The following is a 26800-nucleotide window of genomic DNA, read 5'->3' as shown; positions in this document are numbered from 1 at the left end:
CCTTTAGGAGTTCAGGTCAACATTAACCATCCAGTTAATTCCAAATTTATCAGTAAACATACCAAAGTACGCATTCCAGAAAGTAACTTCCATAGGCATAGTGATGGTACCTCCTGCCGAGAGAGCATCAAATATTTTATCGCCCTCTTCTTTTGAGCCAATCTGAAGAGACAAGGAAATATTATTTCCGACAACAGCTTCGGGAGAACAATCGCCTCCGGCATCACTACCAAAAAGCATAAACTGACCACTTACAGGTAATGCCACATGCATTATCTTTTTTGCGAATGACTCAGGAAAACTTATTCCCTCCTGAGGAGGCATTTCTCCAAAACGAGAAATATGTGCAAAGTCACCTCCAAATACTGATTTATAAAAATTGAAAGCCTCTTCACAATAACCATTAAAGGTTAGATAAGGCTGAATTGCTATTGCCATTGTGTTTTAATTTAAATGGTAAATAATTATTTTACTAAAAACTGTCTCAATTCCGTTTTTAATATTTCGGTCCATCCTGCTAAATAATTTTCTCTTTTAAAATCCGGACCTCCGTCAGAAAATGTCTCAAGACCTTCATGAGTCAAAGTCACCTTTGTGTTATCTCCCAAAAGCTCAAGTTCCCATGTCACAATAGACTCGCCCTTACTTTGACCTGGGTGTGTCCATGTATGTTGAAATCTCTTATTAGGAATAATCTCTTTTATAACACAACGATGACGATATAGTTTTTCCTCATCAGATACACTAAAATTAAAGACTGCTCCTTCTTTCAGAACAAAGTCCTCAATCGTAAAATACCATTCTTTCATTTGTTCTTTATCTGTTATAGCCTGCCAAACCTTTGAGAGGGGAGCCGGATATATTGCTTCTACAATAACTGCTGAATCTTCCATAATGCATTATTATTAGTAATTCTTACAAATAAGTTTATTAAACCTTATCTACTTAAAACAGAATAGCATAAAGTTTTGTTTATTGAGAAAAAAATAGTCATATATAAAACAAAATGTTAAAATACATTTTTTAGCACATGTTGTAAAACACTAGATAAATGTCAAGAAAATACAATAAAAAATCATTCCATATTAAAATATTATAATACATTTGCCTTAAACCATTCTAAATACTATGTACTACATATCAAACCAAGAAAACATTGCAAAATGTCTGAAATTTAACGTTTCAGATTTGTTGGTTTGTGCTAAAATATTAGAGAGAGAGAGAGAGAGAGAGAGAGAGAGAGAGAGAGAGAGAGAGAGAGAGCTGTTTACCAACCAATTACAAAAAAACATCCTATTCTTCTTTAAATAAAGAAAATAATCGGATAATACAACTCCGTAATATCTATTTTATCATACCTGTATATCTATTGGATATATGGGCTACTTTATTTGTACATACCAGAGTTCCCGTTTTTAGTTTTTATAAATTTCAATCTATTTCCGTAATAACCTTTGTTTTGCTGATCCCCCAATTTGCACGACAAAGGTTATTTTATTTAACCTAGAACATCATTGGTCATCCGTAATGACGACATAATCCTCAATTACAAATTATTAAATCTAAATTAATTATGAGAAATCAACCTAACAAAAAAGGTCGGCGAAGATTCCTGATAAGGCTCGTTTGTATGATATCCCTGATGCTTATCGGAATATCTGCTCAAGCACAAATAGCTTTAAAAGGAACAGTGGTAGACGAAAAAAATGAGCCAATGATAGGCATTGGCGTAGTAGTGAAAAACACAACAATAGGAACAGCTACCGACTTGGATGGTAAATTCAGTATCACGGTTCCAGACTCTAAGTCGGTACTAGTCTTCTCTTTTATTGGTTATAGAACACAAGAAATAACCGTAGGTTCACAAAAAGAACTGCATGTAACTCTCAAAGAAGATTTACAACTGTTAGACGAAGTTGTAGTGGTGGGTTACGGTACCCAGAAGAAAGTAAACGTAACAGGATCGGTAAGTGTAGTAAACCCTGACATTATTGAGAACCGCCCAATTACAAACGTCAGTCAAGCTTTACAAGGAGTAGTTCCCGGACTTAACTTCTCGGTAAACAGTTCAAATGGAGGTGCATTAAACAGTTCTATGAATGTGAATATTCGGGGTTCGGGCACAATTGGTAGCGGATCGAAAGCTTCTCCACTTATTCTTATTGATGGTATAGAGGGGGATATGAATAGCTTAAATCCTAATGACATAGCATCTATCTCAGTACTGAAAGATGCCGCATCGTCTTCTATATATGGTGCACGTGCTGCATTTGGTGTTATATTGATTACTACCAAAACCGGAAAGTCGGGAAGAACAAGTGTCAGTTATTTAGGTAACCTACGTCTTTCGAGTGCTATTCAGGTTCCTAGTATAATGGACTCTTATAAGTTTGCTCAGTATTTCAATAGAGCTGCTACAAATGATGGACAATCTCCCGTTTTCTCTGATGAAATGATGAGTCGTATTCTTGCTTACCAAAGAGGAGAGCTTAAAGAGGGTACAACAGCCAATCCGAACACTGGGAGATGGAGAGACTACGATGGTGCTAATGCCAATACCGATTGGTTTAAAGAGCAGTATAAAAGTTCGGTACCAGCTCACGAACACAATGTTAGCATTAGTGGAGGTGGCGAAAAAATGACTTACCTTGTTAGTGGTAACTTCCTTGATCAAAATGGATTGATTCGTCATGGAGGAGACAATCTCAAACGTTATTCTATCAATTCACGTATAACAGCTAAGTTATCTGATTATGTTGATCTGAATTATAATGTAAAATGGATACGTAACGATTATGACCGCCCATCTTATATGACTCCTTTGTTCTATCATAACATTGCCAGACGTTGGCCAACCAATCCGGTCTACGATAATAACGGGTTTATTATGGATGGGATGGAAGTTCTTCAAATGAAAGATGGCGGTCGTAATAGAGAACAAAAAGATGAACTTTATAATCAAATACAGTTTATTTTCGAGCCAATCAAAAATTGGAGAATCTATACAGAAGGTAATATTCGTACCTTAAATAAATTTGAGCATTGGGATGTACTCCCAATTTACGGGCACGATGTAAAAGGGGACCCCTTCTTAGCTTCATGGGATGGACGTGCTGCAGGACAAACTCAAATATATGAAAATGCCTACAAAGAAAACTTCTTAACAACGAATATATATACCGATTATACCAAAGATTTAGAGAGTGGGCATAACTTCAAAGTAATGGGAGGTTTCAATGCAGAGGTAATGAAAACGAGAAATGTATGGGGGCAAAAGGACGGGTTAATAAGCCCTGAAGTGCCTACACTAAATACTGCTACCCAAAATCAAAAAACAGGTGGCGGATATGCTGAATGGGCTGTAGCCGGTTTCTTTGGACGTCTCAATTACAATTACAAAGAACGTTATATGGCGGAAGTAAATCTTCGCTATGACGGATCCTCACGTTTCTTAAGCGATAAGAGATGGACAGTTTTCCCTTCTTTCTCTGTGGGATGGAATATTGCACAAGAAGATTTCTTCGGGAGTCTATCAGACCATATAAGCACTTTGAAACTGAGAGGTTCTTGGGGTCAATTGGGTAATATGAATACAGATGCTTGGTATCCGTTCTTCCAATCGATGCCTATCGGAACTCAAAGCGGTGGCTGGATTGTTGATAATGGAGTTAGACCAAATACTTCGAGTGCTCCCGGTATTGTAAGCGGAGATATGACATGGGAAACGGTTGAATCTTGGAATATCGGTTTAGACTGGGCTGCTTTAAACAACAGACTAACAGGATCGTTCGATTATTTTAAAAGAACAACAAAGAATATGATTGGACCTGCTCCTCAATTACCAGGCATACTGGGAACAAGCGTGCCTAAGGTAAACAACTCTGATATGGAATCTTATGGTTTTGAACTAGAAGTTGGATGGAGAGATAAAATTGGTGATTTCTCGTATGGTGCCCGATTTGTATTAGCTGACAATCAGCAAAAGATAACCCGATATCCGAATGAAACAGGCAATATCGATACTTGGTATACCAATAAAATGGACGGTACTATCTGGGGATATCAAACCATAGGAATTGCGAAATCCGATGCTGAGATGAATGCTCACCTAGCAACGTTGCCAAATGGTGGACAAAATGCAATAGGATCTAACTGGGCTGCCGGAGATATTATGTATAAAGACATCAATGGAGATGGAAAAATAGATGCAGGATCGAGCACCTTAACAGATCCGGGAGATAGAACAATCATCGGAAACAGTACTCCTCGCTTCAAATATGGTTTGACATTAGAAGCTGCATGGAAAGGGATAGATATAAGTATCTTCTTCCAAGGTGTAGCCAAAAGAGATTATATGTTAGGTGGAGCCTATTTCTGGGGAGCTACCGGTGGTATGTGGCAGTCTGTTGCATTCAAAGAACATTGGGATTTTTTCCGTCCCGAAGGCGATCCACTTGGAGCTAACCTCGATGCTTATTATCCTCGCACCCTATTCTCTTCGGGCGATAAAAATCAGCAAACGCAATCACGCTACTTGCAAGATGCATCGTATTTACGTCTAAAAAACTTACAGATAGGATATGCCATCCCAACGATGATGTCTCAGAAAATTGGTTTACAATTCGTTCGTATATATATGTCAGGCGAGAACTTGTGGACTAAATCTGATATCTCAGGAGTTTTCGATCCTGAACTATTGGGTGGAGACTGGGGAGCAGGTAAAACTTATCCTCTGCAAAGAACGATCTCATTTGGAGTTAATGTAAATTTCTAAAAAAGACAAAACAATGGATTACAATATAAAAAAGTACACAGTTATCTCTTGCCTATTATCAGCATTGGTAATAATGGGTAGCTCTTGTAATGATTTTCTTGATAGAGAACCATTAGATCAGGTAACCCCGGGAGTTTATTTTAAAAATGAAGCAGATTTAGAGGCATATACTATCGGGTCATATGACTTTCCTTCTCATGGACAAACTTGGGGGCTGGGCAACATAATCACGGCCGATGAAAATACTGATAATATGGCTACTACCACACCTTCGACCAGCAGATGGGCAAAGGGACAATGGAGAGTACCCGAATCGAGCAGTGATTATTCGTTCACGAAAATAAGAAATGCCAACTTCTTTTTTGAGCAGGTTTTACCTAAATGGAAAAATGGCGAAATAGCAGGGACTCCTAGCAAAATAGATCATTACATAGGCGAAATGTATATGATACGTGCTTGGGAATATTTTCTGAAATTAAAGATATATGGTGATTTTCCTATCGTAAAAAACACCTTGAAAGATAATAAAGATCAACTTATAGAAGCAAGTAAAAGAAAGCCTCGAAACGAAGTTGCACGATTTATTATTCAAGATCTGGACTCTGCAATATCACTCTTAAGCGATAACTTTAAAGATAAAAGAAGAATAACCAAGAATGCAGCATTGTTACTCAAATCGAGAGTAGCATTATACGAAGCTAGCTGGCTTACTTATCACAATGGCACAGCTCATGTACCAGGAGGTCCTAACTGGCCGGGTGCGCAAATGGATTATAACAAGGGATTCACTATCAATATCGATTCTGAGATTGATTATTTCTTAACCGCAGCAATGGATGCCTCTAAAGCTGTTGCAGACAATGTTCAATTAACTGCAAATACGGGAGTCTATAATCCGCAAGGAGATAATCCCGCAGGATGGAATCCTTATTTTGATATGTTTAGCGATACAGATATGAGTAAATACTCAGAGGTATTATTCTGGAGAGCTTTCGACAAAGGGTTAAACCTTACTCACTCGGTAGGCGTATACATCAGAGGTGGAGGCAATAATGGTGTTACTAAAGGATTTATAGACAGTTATCTTATGAAAAACGGATTGCCTATTTATGCTAGTGGATCAGGATATAGTGGTGATAAAACGATTGAAGAAACAAAAAACAATCGTGACGGACGTTTACAACTATTTGTATTCGGAGAAAAAGACCGACTATTGATGACGGGAGACCCAACACGCCCCAACTCTGTCTTTTATAATATGCCCGAGATTATTAATTTAATTGACCAAAGGGATGTTACAGGATATAGAATGCGTAAATGTTATAACTATGATCCCACTCAATCACCAGTAAATGGTATGAACAGTTCATTTGGAAGTATTGTTTTCAGAGGCGTAGAAGCTTATCTTAACTATATCGAAGCATCTTACATGAAGAAAAAGTCAATTGACGGAACGGCTGCTTTGTATTGGAAAGAAATCCGCCGCCGAGCAAATGTAGACGAAGATTACAGCAAGACAATTGCCGCAACTAATCTCGATAAAGAAAACGATTGGGCTAAATATTCAGCAGGACAGCTAGTGGATGCAACCCTATACAATATTCGCCGCGAAAGAAGAAACGAGTTTATGGGTGAAGCTATGCGCTGGGATGATCTGAAACGTTGGAGAGCATTAGATCAGGTTAATAATTATGTGATTGAAGGTTTCAATCTATGGGATCAAGCGTTCGAAAATGCTCATTATAAAGAAGAAATACTTGATCCAAACGGAAAACCTACGGGCAAATTCATAGATCGTTTAATAGAACCCGACAATGCTGCAAGTGGAACTCCAAATGTATCCTCGAGAAAGGTTAGTAAGTATTTACGTCCATACCAGATAATATCTACAAACAACTTAGTATTTAATGGTTATACATGGAGTAGAGCAAATTATCTGACACCTATACCTGCTTATGAAATTCGGATTACAGCAAGTAATATGGATGATGCTTCAACTTCGCCTTTGTATCAGAATCCATATTGGCCAACTAAAGCAAACGAATCGGCACTGGAATAAAATCTAATCAATATTAAAAACATAAAGGGAGTGTAAATTACTCCCTTTATAGTTTTTATTTCGTTTTACGGCTGCTCTAATTTTCCGAAGATAGCATAAACCACTATATTTGAAATTTAGAATTCAATAAAACGATATAGTATGGAATGGAAGTTAAGAAAATGGCAAGATTCGGATGTAGATAGTATAACAAAACATGCAAACAATTACAATATAGCGAAATACCTCACCAATCAGTTTCCACACCCTTATAATATCGAAGATGCAAAAAACTATTTATTGTTGATAAGAGATAACAATCCTACTAACGTTTTTACAATAGAAGTAGGTGGCGAAGCAGCAGGCTCTATTGGTGTATTTCCTCAAACTGATATTCATTGTAAAAATGCAGAAATAGGATATTGGCTATCTGAAGAGCATTGGGGTAAGGGAATTATGCCCGAAGCCATAAAACAAATTGTTGATTATGGATTCAAAACGTTTGATATTACCAGAATATTTGCCCGTCCATTTTCCAACAATGAAAAATCACAACGTGTCCTCGAAAAAGCAGGATTTAAACTTGAAGCCAAATTCGAAAAGGTATTATTCAAAAATGGAGAGTATCTTGATGAATTCATCTATGCTATAAGAAAACCATAATTTACAAAAGACAAAAATGTAACATTTTATAGTCATATATAGATTACTTTTATCACCAAATCTGTTCATCCTTTATAAAGAAAAGCCTTTGACGAAGTACTTCTAAACTTCTGATTGGCATTAACAATAAATCAATATAACCATGTATTTAAAACATTTACTAATCGGGTTAGGAATTTATACCGGTATATTCTCATTGTATGCTGATGTACCTCCACCCTCACCTATTTTACCCATACCCACTCCCGAGCAAGTGCAATGGCAAAAGATGGAAAACTATGCCTTTGTTCACTTCGGATTAAATACGTTTAATGATCTGGAATGGGGCTACGGAAATACACCCGCTTCAACTTTTAACCCTACTGATCTGAATTGCGATCAATGGGTTTCTATCATAAAAGCTGCTGGTTTGAAAGGCGTAATTCTTACTGCTAAACACCACGATGGTTTTTGCTTATGGCCTACCAAAACCACAGAATATAGTGTGAAAAACTCACCATGGCGTGATGGAAAAGGAGACATGGTAAAAGATTTATCTGATGCCTGCAAACGCCAAGGTTTGAAATTCGGAATTTATCTTTCGCCTTGGGATAGAAACAGTGCCCATTATGGCAAAGACGAATATGTAAAGATATACCACGAACAGATAAATGAACTAATCTCTAATTATGGGCCTTTATTCGAATACTGGTTCGACGGAGCTAATGGTGGTAATGGCTGGTATGGTGGTGCAGATGAAACCCGCTCTATTGACGCTAACACCTATTACGGCTATAAAGTTGCCCGCGATATGATTAAGGCAAAACATCCTTCGGCTATGATCTTTGGAGGTTCTTTCCCCGATATCCGTTGGGTAGGTAACGAAGAAGGGTGGGCAGGACAAACAAACTGGTCTATGATATCGCCCGATAAAGAGACTCACTATACTCAAAACCAATGGGGAATGGAGGATGGTCACACATGGCTACCTGCCGAATGCGATGTATCAATCCGTCCGGGATGGTTCTATCACGATCGCGAAGATCATCAAGTACGCTCTGTTGGTAATCTCGTAAACTTATACTACGAAAGTGTAGGACGTAATGCAAACCTACTGCTCAATTTTCCAGTAGCTTTGAGTGGAAGAATTCACCCTATCGACTCTCTTCGTATAATGGATTGGCATAGAGCAATGCAAGACGAATTGAAAGACAATGTTCTTAAAGGAGCTACAGTTACAGCAACCAATACTCGAGACAAAGCCTTTTCGCCAAGTATGGTAAATGATGGAAATTGGAATACCTATTGGGCAACTTCGGATGAAGTAACCACGGGCTCTTTGACTATTGCATTAAAGAGACCTTCACTTGTAAACAGACTTTTGATTCAGGAATATATTCCTCTCGGACAAAGAGTAGCTTCGTTTAATGTTGAAATTCAGAATAAAGGGCAATGGTCTCCTATAGCAACTTCTGACTCCATGACTACCGTTGGCTATAAGCGCATCTTACGTTTTGCTACAACAGAAGCAACTCGAATCCGAATCAATTTCACAAGAGCCCGAGGTCCTCTATGTATCAACAATGTAGAAGCATATCTTACACCCATGTTGATGGAAGAACCGAGAATAACACGTAACGGAAAAGACGAAGTTCGCATAAATTCGACTAGCGATGGCGCCGAAATACTTTATACTACTGACGGTAGCGAACCCACACCGCAAACAGCAATGGTATATAGCGCTCCATTTTCGTTTCCTCGAAAAGGAACCATAAACGCTATCACTTACGACCGCCGACTAAATAAACAGAGCCCTGTTAGTGCTCGACGATTTGATATCCCATCTTCATCTTATAGAGTTTCGAATATAAACGATCAGAAGACTTCTGCGATGTTTGATGGAAATGGCTTTTCGGCTTACTATCTACCCGAAGCAGTAGATGAGTTGGTAGTAGTTCTTACAGAACCTCAAACAATCAACGGCTTTGTGTATGTACCTAATCAAGGACGCGATTCTCAAGGACATATCGATAGTTATCAATTTTATGTAGACGATAAAATGGTCGCTTCGGGCGAATTCTCGAACATTAAGCACAATCCGATAGAACAACGAATTCAATTCGACCCGATCAGAGGTCAAACAGTTCGCTTAAAAATCATGCGAGTTGTTGACGATGTTAAACGCGCTAGTATAGGTGAATTCTCAGTTTTGACTACTGATTAATCAAGAATAAGCATCTACCTAGATAATAAGAACAAGAAGCTACTCGAATTATCGAATAGCTTCTTTGTTTTTAAATAACCTCGAATATAAACGGGTAATCTTTAAAAAAATCAAAATGATTGTTCGAAAATGGAAAATATGTCTATTTTTGTGGCATCACATATTATTCTAATTATTGAATGAAACGGATCGTATCTATATTTCTACTTTTATTAATGCTTGTTGTTGGTGCCCATCCGGTACTAGCAATGCATTTTTGTGAAGGGAATTTACATTCGGTAGGTATCTTAGATAATGATATAGAAAAATCGTGTTGTGATGATATGTCAAATATGCCACAGCATAATGAACCACAATCTTGTTGTGCGGAAAATTCTGAAGCAACATCTCATCATAAAAAATCAGGATTATCAAAATCGCACGAAGATTGTTGTGACATTCAAAAAATAAAAATCTCAACAGACGATTATCAGCGTCAAGAAAGACAGCTTAACACCAATCATATATTGCCATCTTTTGACAATGTATGGTTTACATTAAACTATATAATAAACTCGATTGAACCTGATAATACAGTTGAAGTTCGACAAACTTTTCCGCCCGGAGGTCTCATCAATCAACATGTAGACCTACTTACTTACATCTGCATCTACCGTATTTAATTTTATAAGTCTATAATAATTAATTATAGGCAAGGCACTTTTATGTCTAAACATGTGTGGAAATTTTGCCATTCAAGTTTCGTACTATTTGTGTTTTCGATATATCTATAATCAAATTTAGTATATGTTTATAAAATTAATGAACAATGAAACCTTTATATGTATTAATAATGGGTATCGCTTTATCAACAAGCTATACCATGGCACAATCGTGCCACGAGCAAACTATTACGAATGATTCTGTAATCTCAAGAACAGAACAACCACAGTACGAAGTTATCAAACAGTTGGTAGATGAGCCGTCTACAATTATTATTGATGTGCGTACTCCCGAAGAGTTCGAAGAAGGTCATATAGAAACATCTGTAAATATGCCTTTGCAAACTCTTGAAGACTCTCTTTTGCCTTTAAAAGAATACAAAAACATTGTAATTGTCTGTAAAAGTGGAAAAAGAGCTGAGCAAGCAAAAACATTACTTACCCTTAAAGGGTTTACTAATGTATATAATGCCGGAGGCTGGCAAACTTTAGACACAAAACTTAAATCTAAAAAATAAAACTATGATCAACAGAATAATCAAGTATTTTCTTGATAATAGGTTAATAACAATATTATTACTTATTATGATTATTGCATGGGGATTATCGACCGCCCCATTCAATTGGCACGGAGGCTTATTGCCTCGTGATCCTGTTCCCGTGGATGCAATTCCCGATATTGGGGAGAATCAACAAATTGTAGCAACCGAATGGATGGGACGTTCTCCAAAAGATATTCAAGAACAAGTTACCTATCCTCTGACAACCTCATTATTAGGAGTTCCGGGAGTAAAAACTATCCGAAGCACTTCGATGTTTGGTATGTCGTTTATATACATAATATTCGATGACGATGTTGAATTTTACTGGAGTCGTTCGCGTATTCTTGAAAAGCTCAACTCTCTACCTTCAGGTACTTTACCCGAAGGTGTACAGCCTAGTTTAGGACCCGATGCAACTGCTTTGGGACAAGTATATTGGTACACTCTAGAAGGTAGAAACCCTGAAACGGGAGAACCTACCGGAGGATGGGATCCCGATGAATTAAGAACCATTCAAGACTTCTATGCAAAATACTCTATATCGTCTGCCGAAGGAGTATCGGAAGTAGCCTCTATTGGAGGTTTTATCAAAGAGTATCAGGTGGAGATAAATCCTGATGCTATGAGAGCATTTAATGTCTCGGTGATGGATGTAATGAATGCAATCCAAAAGAGTAACCTCGATATAGGTGCAGAAACCATAGAAATAAATAAAGTAGAATATCTGGTCAGAGGATTAGGTTATATAAAAAATGTATCTGATCTCGAAGAGGCTGCAATAACAGTTAGAGACGGTGTACCCGTTAAAATAAAAGATGTTGCATTTGTCAACCTAGGTCCTGCTACCCGAAGAGGCGGATTAGATAAAGAAGGAGTTGAAGCCGTAGGTGGTGTAGTTGTTGCCCGCTATGGATCTAACCCCATGCAGGTAATCAACAATGTAAAAGAAAAGATCAAAGAGATGGAAGCAGGTCTTCCTCAAAAAACTCTGGCGGATGGTACTGTATCTAAAGTTACAGTTGTACCTTTCTATGACAGATCGGGATTGATTCAAGAAACAATAGGAACACTCGAAACAGCTCTTTCGCATGAAATACTTATTTGTATTATAGTAGTTATTGTTCTCGTATTCAATCTACGGGCATCCATTATCATATCGAGTATTCTCCCAATTGCGGTACTCTGTACATTTATAATAATGCGGTACACCGGTGTAGAAGCTAATATTGTAGCACTATCGGGTATTGCCATTGCTATCGGGGTTATGATAGATGTGGGTGTCGTCTTTGTCGAGAATATAATCCGGCATATGGAAGAGGAAGAGAATCTAACCGTCAGGAAAGGAAAAGCCTTTGTCAATCTTATCTATAAGAGTGTAAGCGAAGTATCGGGAGCTTTATCCACAGCTATGCTTACAACAATAATCAGTTTCCTTCCCGTTTTTGCGATGGAAGCTCAGGAGGGTAAACTATTTAAACCCTTGGCATATACAAAAACATTTGCTCTGGTTTCAGCATTTTTGTTGGGTATTGCTATGCTGCCAACCATTGCTTATTATATTTTCTCACTTAAAATAACATCTAAGCAAGTAAAAAAAGTAGCCAATATAGTTCTTGTAGCAGGAGGTATTATTCTCTTTATTTTCACAGGAGTTATTGCTGCTCTTGGGCTTACCTTATTAGGCTTGAATAATCTATTCGCCTATTATTGGGAGAACAACAAGATACCTACATATATAAATATTGGAATAGCTCTTTTAATAGCAGTTTATTATCTGACTATAGAATGGTTACCGATAGGAACACAAGAAGGTTTATCTATCAATTTTGTATTTGTGATAGCGTCTATCGCCATCATATTGGGAATATTGTGGGTATTAGTTATCTATTACGAAGGCATTTTACGCTGGTGTCTGGCTCATCGCTGGAAATTTATGATGTTGCCTCTTATAACCGTATTCTTCGGAATCGTTATATGGCTAGGCTTCGATACTACTTTTGGTGTAGTAGCCAAAGGTTTTGAAACTGTTGGTTGGAAAAGTTTCAGACAAACAGGATTTTGGCAAGCATCAAGCGAGAGATTCCCGGGAATAGGTGAAGAGTTTATGCCAAGCCTCAACGAAGGATCATTCTTATTGATGCCCACAAGTATGCCGCATACAGGGATAGAACAGAATCTTCAATTTATAGAAACTCTGGATAAACGCATAAGCAACATTCCCGAAGTAGAAATTGCAGTAGGTAAATGGGGACGTGTAAACTCGGCTCTAGACCCTGCTCCAACTCAGATGTTTGAGAATACAATTAACTACCGCTCTGAATATATTTTGGATGAGAATGGTCATCGCAAGAGGTTCAAAGTAAACCGAGATGGCGAATTCGTACTTAAAGACGGGTCTGTTTATAAGCCAAAAGACGGATTCAGATTAATACCTGCCGATAGTCTTGTGGCTGATAATGGAGGTGATTATCTCCGTCAATGGCGTCCTCATATTAAGAACACAGATGATATCTGGCAAGAAATAGTAAATGTTTCTCATATGCCGGGATTAACATCTGCACCAAAGCTACAACCTATTGAAGCTCGTTTGGTAATGTTATCCACTGGAATGCGTGCTCCGATGGGATTAAAAATATCTGGCCCCGATCTGGAATCTATCGAGCAAGGAGGACGAGCCATGGAGCAAGCGCTCAAAGATGTACCTTCTATTTTACCTTCGACTGTCTTTTATGATCGTGCAGTAGGCGCACCATATATAGAGATTAAGTTGAACAGACAGAATATGGCTCGTTATGGAATTACAGTTGCAGATTTACAGGATGTAATTAGTGCAGCCGTGGGAGGAATGGCTCTCACCACGACAGTGGAAGGCAGGGAACGTTTTCCCGTACGCTTGAGATACCCACGAGAGTTGAGAAGTAACCCCGATGAATTAGCCAGATTAATTGTGCCTACTGCAACAGGAGCACAGATTCCACTAAAAGAGGTAGCCGATATAGAATACACTAAAGGCGCTCAAATGATTCAGAGTGAGAATACTTTTCTTTTAGGGTATGTCATTTTCGACAAGATAGGAGGCAAAGCAGAGGTTGATGTTGTAAATGAAGCTGATAAAATATTAAAAGAAAAAATCAGCTCTGGAGAATTACAATTACCTAAAGGTGTGTCTTATAAATTCGCTGGTAATTACGAACAACAAGAACGAGCCGCCAATCGCCTGCTAATAGTTGTTCCACTTAGTTTATTAGCGATACTCTTGATTTTATACTTCCAGTTCAAAACAGTAACTGCCTCGTTGATTCACTTCTCGGGTGTACTAGTTGCTTTCGCTGGAGGATTTATTTTGTTGTGGCTCTATGGCGAACCTTGGTTTATGAACTTCTCTATGGGAGGCACTAACTTACGGGATCTGTTTCAGATGCACCCTATCAATTTAAGTATTGCTGTTTGGGTAGGTTTCATCGCATTGTTTGGTATTGCAACCAATGACGGAGTATTGATGGGTACTTATATACACGATACGTTTTTAGAAAGAAACCCACAAACAAAAGACGAAATCCGAGAAGCAGTAGTTCATGCAGGATTGAGAAGAGTGCGCCCCGCAGCTATGACAACCGCAACCGCATTAATAGCCTTGCTACCCGTACTAACATCAACAGGTAAAGGATCAGACATAATGATACCGATGGCAATACCAACATTTGGAGGTATGCTTATTCAGTCGATGACAATGTTTGTTGTTCCCGTGCTGCAATGCTGGTGGAGAGAATGGGCTATCAAAAAAGGTGGTAGTATAAAAGAGTAACAATAAAATACACAACGATATGTTAGACAAAAAATATAAATATATAATAATACTCGTAGTGATGACTATGATCAGCATTCCCACATGGGGACAAACTGCTGATTCATTAAGTCATTATTTAGAGATAGCAGCCCGAAATAATCCGGGTGTAAAGTCCGATTTTCTGGCTTACAAAGCATCCTTACAAAAAATACCTCAAGCAGGTGCTTATGAAGACCCTGAATTGGAAATAGGATTTTTTCTTCAACCGATGGATATTATTGATGGTCGTCAGGTAGCAGAATTTAAATTGATGCAAATGTTCCCTTGGTTTGGAACAAAGAAAGCAGCTCAAACCGAAGCTACCCACATGGCCAGAATGTCATTCGAAAAGTTTCGTGAGACAAGAGATAATCTTTTTCTGAGTGTATATACCCAATGGTTTATACTTTGCAGCTTACAACAGAAACTGATTAATAATAACGAGAATAAGAAGCTCTTAACCCAGTTAGAAGAACTTGCTTTGAGGAAGTTCTCCTCTCCATCAAGTGGTTCTAGCTCAGGCTATACACTCCCCGCCCCTGTTCAAGCAGCATCAACTGCGTCTACTTCAACAGGTGGAGGCATGTCGTCTATGTCATCAATGGGTGGCGGTGCTACTACACAGGCAGCAACCCAAAGCAGTAGCGGAATGTCGTCTATGGGAGGTGCAGGTGGAGGCAGTATGTCAGGAAGCTCATCTTCGGGAATGTCGGATGTGCTACGTATTCAGATGGAAATAACTGAACTTGATAATAATATAGAAAGCCTTCAATCTGAAATAAAAGCAGAGAAAGCCAAATTCAATACTCTACTTAATCGTTCAGCTGATAGCGAGATTAATATTCCTGATTCATTCGATCAAATACCTTTCCTTTTTGATGGAACATCGGCAATGGATAAAATAACAGATCAGAACCCTATGCTGGGAATGATAAACGAAGAGGGTCTTGCTTATAAAGCTAAAGCCGAAATGGACAAAAAGATGAGTTATCCGATGTTTGGCATAGGGCTTCAATATATGCTTATCAATAAAAGCCTTCCTACTGAAACCCCGATGAGTATGGATATGGGTGCATCTAATACCATGAGTAGTATGAATGGTAAGGATATGATTATGCCTATGGTATCCGTAAGTATACCTATATACAGAAATAAATATAAGGCTCAACAAAAAGAAAGTAAGTTTTGGTGGCAAGCCAGTAGAGAGAAATACACCAATACCCTCAATACTCTCGAAGCCGAATTATACAAGACTAAACATCAATTGGATGACGCTTCGCGAAAAATTGCTCTTTATAAAAAACAATCCAATTTAGCACAAACAACTTATAATCTGGTTGTGCAGGAATTTATTTCGGGTAAAAGCGATTTGACGAATGTAATTCAGGTTCAACGTCAGCTACTCGATTACCAATTGAAGGGAGCCGAAGCCATAGCTAATTATAACACCATGGTTGCAGCCATTCAGAAATTGATTTCATTTAAAGATATAGAAGAACAAAAATAAACTACATGTTATGGATACGAACAAAATAAAAAATATACTAAGAAACAACTATCTAAAATATGGTTTGATTCTTATCGTTGGACTATTTTTTGGATGGGCTATATTCGGGAATAACTCGCACAATCATAGCGAAACAGAAGAACATGCTCATGAAGACGCAGCAGGGCAAGTATGGACATGCTCTATGCATCCACAGATAAAAATGGATAAACCCGGTAAATGTCCTATTTGCGGAATGGACTTGATTCCTTTAAAAACATCAGGCGGATCATCTGATGAAGCAATAGACCCAAATGCGATACAAATGTCGAAAGAGGCTATCGCTTTAGCAAATATTCAAACAACCAAGGTGAGCCGTCAGAACCCGATAAAAGACGTACAACTATACGGAACAATAAAAGCGGACGAAAGATTGTCACAATCTCAAACCTCACACGTAAATGGGCGTATAGAGAAGTTATTTATCAATTTCACAGGGGAAACAGTAAAACAAGGGCAAACTATTGCTACCATCTATTCTCCTGAGCTATTGAGTGCACAGCAAGAATTATTGGAAGCTGCAAAAATGTCATCCGCTCAACCTCTCCTTGTTCAAGCAGCCAGAGAGAAACTTCGCTTATGGAAATTAACTGACGATCAGATTCTAAATATCGAACGTTCGGGTAACGTTTCTCCCCTTGTTGAGATAAAAGCAAATACAGGAGGTATTGTTGTAAGCAAAAAAGTAAATCAGGGAGATTATGTTAATCAAGGAAATGTACTATTCGATATAGCAAACCTTTCGCAAGTATGGGCAATGTTCGACGCTTATGAGGTTGATCTACCTTTTCTAAGAGTAGGTGATAAAATAGATTTTTCGCTACAAGCTGTACCAGGTAAAACATTCTCGGGCAGAGTTTCGTTTATTGACCCGATATTGGATAAAACAACACGTACAGCAAAAGTAAGAGTAGAGACAGCAAATCCCAGATTTCAGTTAAAACCAGAGATGTATGCTAATGCAATTATAAAAGCACCATTGAAACAATACAACAACGAGATTGTTATTCCTAAGTCTGCCGTATTGTGGACAGGAAAACGCTCGATTGTATATGTAAAACAAACTGATGGAGATGCACCTGCATTTATGTTGCGTGAAATAGAGTTAGGTCCTTCGCTTGGTAATTCTTATGTGGTTATTTCAGGAATTAATGATGGTGATGAGATTGTAACCAACGGAGCATTCTCTATTGATGCCAGTGCTCAACTTGAAGGAAAACGTAGCATGATGAATGAAGAATCTTCGCGCCCCGTTACGGGACATGAAGGTCATGATATGTCGAGCATGGGCAGTGATATGAAGGCGAGCTCTTCTACTAAGAGTGAACATGCAATGATCAATGTTCAAGGGCTTTGTGAAATGTGTAAAGATCGTATAGAGAAAGTAGCAAAAGGAGTAAGCGGTGTATCTTCTGCTTCGTGGGATCAAAAGACTAAACAGCTACATCTTAACTTTGATGCGTCAAAAACATCTGTTGATGCAATAAGCAAAGCAATAGCTAAAGTTGGACATGATACGGATAAGTATAAAGCCGATAAGGCAACATATGATGCCTTGCCAGACTGTTGCAAATACAGAAAATAAGAATTGAATAAATACAGATAATAATTAAAAATAAAACGAAAATGAAAAAGTATCTTTTAATAGCAGCTATCGGAGCATTCTCTTTTACAGCATGCAATTCAGGCGCTTCGAACAGTAAACCAGAAGAAACATCTGTTACAGCAAACGAAAATAAGCAGGATGAACATGCTATGCTTGGAGTTCTAGGACTTTGCGAAATGTGTAAAGAACGTATCGAAAAGGCAGCTAAGGATGTGAAAGGAGTTTCTTCGGCAACATGGGATATGGAGAAAAAGGAATTACATCTTAACTTCGATCCTAGTCAAACCAATTTAGACGCCATCAGTAAAGCCATAGCCAAAGCCGGACACGATACTGACAAAGACAAAGCAGATCAAAGTACTTATGATGCATTACCTGGTTGTTGCCAATACAGATAATAAAATACCCCCTATTCAAAAGACATTCAAAATAGTTTTACTCTTTGAAGTCTAAACCCGAAACAGGACTATTTCTCGATTGAGATAGTCCTGTTTTATTATAGTGAGTTACAATCAATTTAAAAAATATAGCCAATACCAGCTGCAATACCCAGCTCTATATCGCCAGATGTTCCCAATACAGGCATAAGTCCTGCCCGCCATGTGAAACCGCCATCAAGAGGTTGTCTACGATACATAAAAGTGGCGTGACCAATAAAATTTCCACCTTCACTTTTTCCTGCCCAATTATCAGAAGTAAAAACATGGAGCTTTTTAGTTAATATAGTTGCCCCAATTCCAACCTCAAAGGTATGGGGCGAATTTGGCTTACCCAGAACATAATTTAGTCCCAAAGGAATTGTAATGTATGAAGTTGTTTTTGTAGAGCTTCTATAATACTCTTTGCCTCCATTATTGTAATAAGAATATTCCCATTCATCTCCCAAACCAAAACCCAAACCAACTCTATAACCTAGTCCTAAGTTACTGGCAGAAGAAAAACGTGAATCGAAATTAAGAGAAAAAAGAACACCTGGACCTCCGACCTCAGCATATACCATTTTTCCTTTAAATTTAGATGACTGTTCTTGAGCATTGAGATTTAACAAAAAACATAGGCAAAGACTAAGAATGAGTAATACTTTTTTCATAGATAATAGTTAAGTTAGTTTGTAGCCGTTCTGACTTCCGCAGGCAGGTCATTTCTGCACAAAGATATAACTAGAATTGAAATACCAAAATAGCACTCCCATTATCAACGATACGACAACAATAGATATTTCTTTTTATTTGCTCAATAAGTTCTTATAAACTACAGTATTTAGAAGTTCTTCTTTGCGTTGTTTCGATATTGGTAATTCCTTGCCATTCACAAAAATTCGCCCACCTGATATAGAATCAATATAGGATATATTCAAGAGAAATGATCTATGTATCCTAAAGAACGTATCTTTTGGTAGTATCTCTTCTAAAGAAGTCATTGTCTGATGAATTACTAAAGTCTTATCTTTAAAATGTAATTTCAGGTAATTCTGCATACCCTCCACATACAGAATATCTTGCCATGCAATCCGATCAAAAGAATCGCCCTGACGTATGTACATGTTAGATTTAGCATCCTCCCCGTTATTTTGTAATAAGATCTGAGACTGAAACAATTTCTGAGCCTTTGATGCAGCTTGAAAAAATCGTTGAAAAGTAATTGGTTTCAACAAGTAATCAACCACATGCAATCTAAATCCCTCCAATGCATATTCCGAGTAGGCGGTTGTTAAGATCGTCATTGGCGCTTTTTCCAACGACTCCAAAAATTCAAGCCCCGAGAGATAAGGCATATTGATATCAAGAAACATCAAATCTATTTCTTTCTTCTTTAATATCTCTGCTGCCTCAATCGCCGAAGAACACGAATCTTCGACTTCCAGAAAATCCATTCTGTTTATATAGTTAACAATACCTTCAATAGCTATCGGCTCATCGTCAACAATTAAGCATTTTAAAGCTCTACCATCGGTATGTTTGGATATTATATCTGCCATAATCTATATTGTAATAATAAGTTTTGATGAATAAACCGTATCTGTTTCTTCTATCAATAGTTTATATTTATCAGGATATAAGATATCCAATCTTTTCTTTATGTTTTCTAAACCTAAGCCCGAATCAGTATTCTTTTTGATCTGTAAAGTTGATTTCGAGTTTTCGATATTCAGACAAATTGTATCTCCTTTTTGTTCTAAATTGATATGAATATATCCTCTTTCGGAAGTTGATCGCACAACATGCTTAAATGCATTCTCTATAAAAGTAATGAATAATAGAGGCTGAAATTTTCGACCCCTGTCTTCTATACGCCAAGAACAATTTACTTCCAATTCATTTCCCCATCTGATTTGCTCCACATCAATAAAGTCTTTTAAGAATTGAATTTCTTGATCTAAGCTAATGTATTCCTGCTTCCCACTATATAATTGATAACGTAATATATCGGAATACTTTATTAATAGAGACGATGCTAAATCGACATCTTTCTGCATTAAGATATGAATGTGGTTCAATACATTAAACATAAAATGAGGATTCATCTGCTCTCGCAGCATTTGCAATTGAACCTCTAAATGTACTTTTTGCAACTTAGTGTGCTCATAATAAAAACGCAATCCACAGAAACCTAAATTTATAATAAGGGCTCCGGGAATTTGAATAATAAAAGAAATCAAAAATGATTCTTTCTCTCTGAATAGCAGTGAAGGAGCAAAGACTCCAATCTCCTCAAGACATTTAAATCCATAGGCAACAAAGGTAAGTATCAAAGATGTAAGTAATGAAAAGAATATAAACTGACCGACAAAAACAGTCATTTTTTTTTCTTCCATTGCCCTTTCCAATAAAATCGCAGTTAAGAAATATGCTAATATAAACGCACTAAAGGAATAACTCAGAGAAAAAAGGATTGCCTCTACAAAGGATGCCTGATTTAAACACTGAATACAGAGTAGAATAAATATAATTATCCAAAAGAGGACAAAGATTTGATTATAACTTTTAAAATAAAAATATTTCATTTTGCAAAGGTAAGGGTTTAAAATAATAGACATTGCATCGTTCGTCATAAGCAAATGACGGTTCGTCAAATCTATTTCTAAAAATAGAGATTCTGCTTGATCTTTGTCTCAGAAAACAAATATCTATTTATTAAATAAAACATTTCAGGTAATGAAACTATCGCTACTTCTCGCATTTTTCGGAATTTTCATTGTGCAACTTAATGCACAAATATATGTACAAACAGAATATATCGGATCTTCTGACTATAAAGACATCAATAATGAAAAAACGGGAGGTGAAGGTGAAGCCCGAATATTTTCGGCTGGAGCACAAATACCTTTTTCTGTTAAGATAGACGAATATAACCATCCCAAAGTATGGGGAATGGCTTTAGGCGGTTCTTACACTTCGTTAAAGAATAGAGATATACCAGAAAATTTGTCTCCTTCCGAGATATTAAATGCTCAAATATCATTGATGCATCTTAGACCTATAAGCAAAAAATGGTCGGTATTAGCAACTTTAGGAGCAGGAGTTTATACAGCCCATACAGATTTATCTAAAGTGAGAATGAAGAACGTTCTGGGCCATGGTGGAGTTATTTTCATATGGCATGGCAGAGACAATCTAGATTTAGGAGGGGGATTGGCAGTCAACACATCATTTGGTTACCCGATGGCTTTCCCTGCTATTTATCTGAATTGGAGACTAGATGGACGCTATGAAGTAAATGTATCTTTAATGAATGCTTTTGAGGTATCAGGCGGTATTAAATTTAGCAAACATTTCAAATTAAAACTTGTGGGTCAGATGAACGGATCATTGGCATTAGAGACCATTGATGGCAAGGATATGATGTTCACCCATCAATATATGATTGGCGGTTTACAACCCGAATTCAAAATTGGAAAATCCTTTTCTGTACCCATTATATTGGGAGTATCAGCAGAACGACCTGCTTATTATGATGAAAGAAGTTTGCAAGCATTTTTCAAAGCTATGGGTAGAGAAAACAATCCACACTTTTCAGTTGCTCCTTATGCTTCTGTCGCATTCAAATATCAGTTCTAGTAATTAAATCTATTGTTTTTTTCTTATAAAGGACAGGAGGGTAAAACCTTCTGTCCTTTATTATTTACTCTATTTTTCTGCAACAACAAACATCTCATTATTCGACGTAAAATCATTCCTTTCCAATAGCTTATGCTTCACACGTATATCTTTAAAACCAACATGGCGGAGAACATTCGTTATTTCATCTTGAGTATAATACCTATCCCAAATAATGAAGTGTTGAACATCCTCTCCCTGAATCAGATTATACTGATATGCAAAAGCATTCTTCTCCGGATAATGAAAGGTTTGACTCAACAATAAATATTCATTTTCTGCCCAGAATCCACCACCCGAAGTATATTCCCAATCAAAACCTTCTTGTTTGTCTTTGATTATATCCTCATTGAAAACATCAAAAATAATTTTCCCTCCTTCTTTTAATGAGTGAAAACAATTATTCAATAAAATGTCTCTGTCATCATCGGAGTGTGTACCCATATCGCAATAGATCATAATGATGGCATCGTACTCTCCATGAGGAAAATTTTTAATATAATCTCCTTCAATATATTTTATGGTTTCATTCTGCTTGACAGCATATTCTATCGCCTTTTTATTAAAATCAATACCAGTTACAGTATGCCCTTTTCCCACGAGTGACTCAGCATACAATCCTGGACCACAGCCAAGATCTAATATTTTACTGTTAGGTTTAATTTGCCGATCTATAAAATCTACTATTGTTTCTATCGATTCCTTATTCCTGCTAGCTGCATCAGAAGAGGGATTAAGATGTGCTTCCAATAGATTCTTTTGAATATAAGGATCTGTCCAGATAGAGGCCTCGGTCTTCTTAAAGAACTCCGGTTTTTTATTAATTATGTTCATTCTTCTACTTTTTTCTAATTTCCACCAAAAACTGGTATCTGATTCTTGGTACTTCTGCATTCCACATTTCTTCAATACCTTTTGGGAAGCAACATTCTCTTTGTCTGTTTCTGCTATTACACTATTCACCCCACTCTGAGATAAAGCCCATTCACAAATGGCTTGAACAGCCTCTGTCATATAGCCTTCATTTCTATAATCTGCATTTATGCCATAGCCTATTTCCACATCGGAGTTCTCTTGCGGTGAGTTCTTAAAATTAGCACTACCTATAGATTTATTCTCCGATTTCAGTATAATTTGTCTATTACCTAGCCAGATATAATTATCTAGATCATTTAGTGCTTTCTTGTACTGAGCCTCCATCGCCCCTTGTACATGTTCGTCAAGATATTCATTAGACGGGGTTAGCCGTAAACTCTGCTCCATTTTTTCAACTCCGCATAACCATAATTGAAATTGCTCTGCTGTAAGTTGTATAATTCTGAGTCTTGTTGTTTCTATAATCGTTTTATTTTTCATTATCATCTTATAATTATGAATACGCGAATAGATATCAATACCTCTGAGGCAGAGATACCATAACGCTTTTGTTTTAAATTGGGTACAAAAATGATATCAGACAGTTAGGAGATGTCCGACAGGAAAGTGAAAGGATAGCTAGTATTGGTTAGATACAAGCTATTTACAACACCCAATATGTATTTGTAGTTGTAGTAAACATAGAATTATATAAGTAATAAAAAAGGATAAACCTTTATGTAGCAGTAAAGATATAATTTATTTTGCAAGAGAAGTATTCAGCAAAAAAGAATGTATTAATAGAGATTGTCAGCAAGTTAAATATTTATTTCTGCCAAAGGATTCCAAAAAACAGTTTTCCAATTCTTTATTTTATTATTTACAACAACTACACCCTCCGATTCTAATAATTCTTGCATTTCGCTCGAACCACCAAAAGCATCTCTGCCCGATAATATTCCTTGACTATTCACCACCCGATGGGCAGGAATACCCGTTTCGGACGAATTACATTCGCTCATCACTTTACCCACCATTCGAGGCATGTTATAGTAACCCACAGCCTTGGCAATAGCTCCATAACTGGTAGCACGCCCATAAGGAATGGTTTTCACTATATCATATACAGCCAGTACAAAAGCTTCTTTATCTATTTTATCCATTGCTTTACAGAGTTAGTGGTACTCCTTATATTTTCAACAAAAATACAAAAATGATAGTCATTAGATCAGAATTTTTCAATGTATTGAGACAATGATAAATGCTGCTTCAAAAAATAGCTACCTGTTCAGGTCTATTACCTTACAGATAGCTATAATAAAATCATGTTGATTACTAATATTACACACTTGTATTTGTGAATTCAATCCATTCATCTTTTGTTATACAACTAACATGTTCCGTACGTATATCGTTCGTCAATGCATAGGGTTTGTTCTCTTCAATATGATGGTGACGGTAGCCACATTTTTCTTGAGCGCGTTTCGACTTCTCGTTACCATCGAAATACCCACTCCAAATGTTTGTTAGTCCCAAATCCTCGAAACCGTAACGGGTAACTTCGCGGATTGCTTCGGGAATAAATCCTTTACCCCAAAAAGGAACCCCGATCCAATAGGAAATTTCAGCTTCATTTTCGCTGATTGGAAAGTTGCTCTTAGCTCCACGAATTAGCCCAATTAAACCAATGGCAATGTCGTCCTCTTTCAGCGTAACGGCAAATACTCCTTCTTGTGTAAATATTGTTCGAATAATTTCGGCACTTTCTTCTACGCTCTTATGTGGTGGCCATCCTGCAATAGGACCAACTCTTTCATCTTTGGCGAAGTTATACAAATCTTCTGCATCCGTTTCTCTCCATGGGCGCAGAATAAGTCTTTTTGTCTCTAAAATCATACTTTTCAAATTATATTATTAATACGAATACAAAAGTATGGCTATTACAATGAAGATATAGAATTATAATTTGAGTATTATAGGTATTTTTTAAAACTATTACTCCTCTTATTCTGACATAAGAGTATATTTGTGGTACAAATAGAAATACACATGATAAATCTAGCTCCCGACATATTTAGAAAAAAAGAAAAAGTGACAATAGGAGAAAGCAATATGGAGAGGCATAAAGGCTATCCCCTGAAACTTTCCTATACTGTTATTTTTATCTGCATGGAAGGTCAAGCGGTAGTTAATGTGAATTTTAAAAATTACCTATTAAAAACGAATGAAATATTAGTTTTATCACATGATTCTATTACTATAATCTTACGGACTTCGAAAGATTTCAGATTGTTTTATTGCATGATAGATAAAGATTTTGCATCCGAAATAGCCTACAATCTTCCTAATTATCTGTTTTCATTCTTATGGGAATCGCCACTTTGTATTCCTAAAAAAACAGAATTACCATTATTGGATATATGGCTCGGGCAATTCCTTCATATTATGCAAGAGTGTACTACACATCAACACATCATGTTACGTAACCATTTACAAAATTTCTTTTTGAAGATTACAGAAAAGATTCCTCAAGCAAGTTCTATACTTAGAAAGGAATATAGCCGTAAAGAAATACTGTGCTGGAAATTCTGGGATATGGTTGGCAAGCACTGCACAACACATCGTGATGTTGCTTTTTATGCAAAGGAGCTTTGTATTACTCCCTTTTACTTGTCGCAAATAACAAAGAGGCAATTTAATGATTCTCCCAAAGATCTGATTAATCGTCAGGTTATTTTAGAAATAAAATTCTTGTTAAGTTCAACAGATCTTTCAATTAAGGAGATTGCAGAGCAACTTCATTTCGAAGATACATCTTATATGTGCAGGTATTTTAGACGACAGACAGGGATGTCTTTGTCGGAGTATAGAAAATAAGAAAGAAAAGTAGAAAAAGATGGTAAATAACTGATATAAAATAGCTAGTTCCTTATTTCACGAACCTAAGGCGAGGAGTTTCAGCTTCTATTTCCTGAATATCTATTTAGTAGTAAATTGATCTGATCTTTCACTTTCTCCTGCAGTATAGCGGGTTGTAAAACATCTGCAATATCTGCAAACGATAAGTACCAACGGGCAAAATGCTCTAAGTTGAATATTCTGAAATATATGTCTGTATAATCGTCTTCTACTTCCTCCTTCAACCAACCATGATAATATTTATAATCGTTGATCGTTATTAGGTCAGAACTCTTTACTCGAATAATTACTTCATAAATATCCTTTTGCAATCTGTATTTTTCAATGTATTGAGGCAATGATAAATGTTCTTTTGAAAAAGACTCATCCGTTAGGGAGAAACTATTTATCTTATCAATACGAAAGCTTCTATAATCGTTTCTCAATCTACAAAATGCCACCATATACCAATTTATCTGGCTGTAAAAACATCCGATGGGTTCTATATCTCTTTCAGACATATTTTCGTTAGAAGAATAACTAATACGCATCACTATTCGTTCTGAAATACTTTTAAGAATGCATTGTGTTATCGCCGTTGGAAGCTCTCTACCTGTATCACTTTTACCCAAAATACTTATATTATCTTCAACATCCGAGAGATAATCCTTTTCAACATATTTTAGAACGGCTTTTATTTTGCTCATCCCCGACTTATAGGATTGTACATTTTGCAAATCGCTCATCTTTTCGATAAACTTTTCAGCAGTAAGAAATGCAATCGCTTCTTCACGTGTAAACATCAATGGGGGTAGTTTATAACCATCAACTAGGGAATAACCGATACCCACATTTCCGATAATGGGAATGCCTGCTTCTTCGAGCGTTCGTATATCGCGATAAACTGTACGCAGAGAAATATCGAATCGATCCGCTATTTGCTGCGCAGTAATTACCGATCGGGATTGTAATTGCACAAGTATGGAAGATATTCGTTCTAATCGGTTCATTCGGCAGTTCAATTGAGAGTGTCAATAAAGATATAAAAAGA

At 37.0% G+C, this 26800-nt stretch carries 20 protein-coding genes and 1 pseudogene; 12 read left to right on the top strand and 9 right to left on the bottom strand.

From position 1 onward, the window contains the following. Positions 1-3 precede the first annotated feature (3 nt). Both IR022_RS04185 and IR022_RS04180 read right to left on the bottom strand, forming a co-directional pair. Positions 4-438 (bottom strand): VOC family protein, encoded by a 435-nt coding sequence (locus IR022_RS04185; protein WP_194202732.1) that lies wholly within the window; start codon positions 436-438, stop codon positions 4-6. Between the two features lie 26 nt (positions 439-464). Further along, positions 465-893, bottom strand: coding sequence for an SRPBCC domain-containing protein (locus IR022_RS04180; protein ID WP_050708668.1), 429 nt, complete (start codon positions 891-893; stop codon positions 465-467). Between the two features lie 737 nt (positions 894-1630). Between IR022_RS04180 and IR022_RS04175 the strand changes: the two genes are divergently transcribed. From IR022_RS04175 to IR022_RS20315, 10 genes and pseudogenes are all read left to right on the top strand, one after another. Then, the gene (locus tag IR022_RS04175; protein ID WP_410492793.1) at positions 1631-4774 is read left to right on the top strand and encodes a SusC/RagA family TonB-linked outer membrane protein; all 3144 of its coding nucleotides are present in this window, start codon (positions 1631-1633) and stop codon (positions 4772-4774) included. A gap of 13 nt (positions 4775-4787) precedes the next feature. Then, entirely contained in the window at positions 4788-6833 is a 2046-nt protein-coding gene (locus IR022_RS04170; RefSeq protein WP_194202730.1) for a RagB/SusD family nutrient uptake outer membrane protein, read from the top strand. 141 nt (positions 6834-6974) lie between these two features. Then, on the top strand, positions 6975-7475 hold the full coding sequence (locus IR022_RS04165) for a GNAT family N-acetyltransferase (protein ID WP_194202729.1): 501 nt from the start codon (positions 6975-6977) through the stop codon (positions 7473-7475). 142 nt (positions 7476-7617) lie between these two features. Continuing rightward, entirely contained in the window at positions 7618-9678 is a 2061-nt protein-coding gene (locus IR022_RS04160; RefSeq protein ID WP_194202728.1) for an alpha-L-fucosidase, read from the top strand. Positions 9679-9857: 179 nt separating this feature from the next. Continuing rightward, a complete protein-coding gene (locus IR022_RS04155) occupies positions 9858-10340 on the top strand; it encodes an HYC_CC_PP family protein (RefSeq protein WP_194202727.1) in 483 nt (160 codons plus the stop codon). Positions 10341-10486: 146 nt separating this feature from the next. Continuing rightward, positions 10487-10897, top strand: a complete 411-nt coding sequence (locus IR022_RS04150; protein WP_194202726.1) for a rhodanese-like domain-containing protein — start codon at positions 10487-10489, stop codon at positions 10895-10897. 4 nt (positions 10898-10901) lie between these two features. Then, positions 10902-14726 (top strand): efflux RND transporter permease subunit, encoded by a 3825-nt coding sequence (locus IR022_RS04145; RefSeq protein ID WP_194202725.1) that lies wholly within the window; start codon positions 10902-10904, stop codon positions 14724-14726. Between the two features lie 61 nt (positions 14727-14787). Further along, complete coding sequence (locus IR022_RS04140) at positions 14788-16254, top strand: TolC family protein (protein ID WP_410492792.1); 1467 nt, start codon at positions 14788-14790, stop codon at positions 16252-16254. 10 nt (positions 16255-16264) lie between these two features. Beyond that, on the top strand, positions 16265-17878 hold the full coding sequence (locus IR022_RS04135; RefSeq protein ID WP_194202723.1) for an efflux RND transporter periplasmic adaptor subunit: 1614 nt from the start codon (positions 16265-16267) through the stop codon (positions 17876-17878). A 179-nt stretch (positions 17879-18057) separates the two neighbouring features. Beyond that, positions 18058-18297 (top strand): annotated as a pseudogene (locus tag IR022_RS20315) (heavy-metal-associated domain-containing protein); the annotation flags it as partial. A gap of 119 nt (positions 18298-18416) precedes the next feature. On the opposite strand, the gene IR022_RS04125 reads toward IR022_RS20315, so the two are convergent. The 3 genes from IR022_RS04125 to IR022_RS04115 form a co-directional block, all read right to left on the bottom strand. After that, positions 18417-18989: a hypothetical protein gene (locus IR022_RS04125; RefSeq protein ID WP_157258090.1), complete on the bottom strand. Its 573-nt coding sequence runs from the start codon at positions 18987-18989 to the stop codon at positions 18417-18419. A 135-nt stretch (positions 18990-19124) separates the two neighbouring features. Then, complete coding sequence (locus IR022_RS04120) at positions 19125-19877, bottom strand: LytR/AlgR family response regulator transcription factor (RefSeq protein WP_194202721.1); 753 nt, start codon at positions 19875-19877, stop codon at positions 19125-19127. 3 nt (positions 19878-19880) lie between these two features. Beyond that, on the bottom strand, positions 19881-20714 hold the full coding sequence (locus IR022_RS04115; RefSeq protein ID WP_242053058.1) for a sensor histidine kinase: 834 nt from the start codon (positions 20712-20714) through the stop codon (positions 19881-19883). Positions 20715-21054: 340 nt separating this feature from the next. Here IR022_RS04115 and IR022_RS04110 point away from each other — a divergent pair, with 340 nt between their 5' ends. Continuing rightward, complete coding sequence (locus IR022_RS04110) at positions 21055-21957, top strand: DUF6268 family outer membrane beta-barrel protein (protein WP_194202719.1); 903 nt, start codon at positions 21055-21057, stop codon at positions 21955-21957. 69 nt (positions 21958-22026) lie between these two features. Here IR022_RS04110 and IR022_RS19845 read toward each other — a convergent pair whose 3' ends face one another. From IR022_RS19845 to IR022_RS04090, 3 genes are all read right to left on the bottom strand, one after another. Further along, entirely contained in the window at positions 22027-23352 is a 1326-nt protein-coding gene (locus IR022_RS19845) for a bifunctional GNAT family N-acetyltransferase/class I SAM-dependent methyltransferase (protein ID WP_199330262.1), read from the bottom strand. A gap of 317 nt (positions 23353-23669) precedes the next feature. Next, a complete protein-coding gene (locus IR022_RS04095) occupies positions 23670-24014 on the bottom strand; it encodes an MGMT family protein (RefSeq protein ID WP_194202718.1) in 345 nt (114 codons plus the stop codon). 178 nt (positions 24015-24192) lie between these two features. Continuing rightward, positions 24193-24747: a GNAT family N-acetyltransferase gene (locus IR022_RS04090; RefSeq protein WP_194202717.1), complete on the bottom strand. Its 555-nt coding sequence runs from the start codon at positions 24745-24747 to the stop codon at positions 24193-24195. Between the two features lie 153 nt (positions 24748-24900). Here IR022_RS04090 and IR022_RS04085 point away from each other — a divergent pair, with 153 nt between their 5' ends. Continuing rightward, positions 24901-25728, top strand: coding sequence for a helix-turn-helix domain-containing protein (locus tag IR022_RS04085; protein ID WP_194202716.1), 828 nt, complete (start codon positions 24901-24903; stop codon positions 25726-25728). Positions 25729-25808: 80 nt separating this feature from the next. Here IR022_RS04085 and IR022_RS04080 read toward each other — a convergent pair whose 3' ends face one another. After that, a complete protein-coding gene (locus IR022_RS04080; protein WP_194202715.1) occupies positions 25809-26759 on the bottom strand; it encodes a helix-turn-helix transcriptional regulator in 951 nt (316 codons plus the stop codon). Positions 26760-26800: the final 41 nt, after the last annotated feature.

This window comes from Dysgonomonas sp. GY617 (assembly GCF_015233815.1).
Lineage (GTDB): Bacteria > Bacteroidota > Bacteroidia > Bacteroidales > Dysgonomonadaceae > Dysgonomonas_A.
The sequence above is the reverse complement of the archived record's forward strand: the minus strand, read 5'-3'. Positions and strand labels throughout refer to the sequence as shown.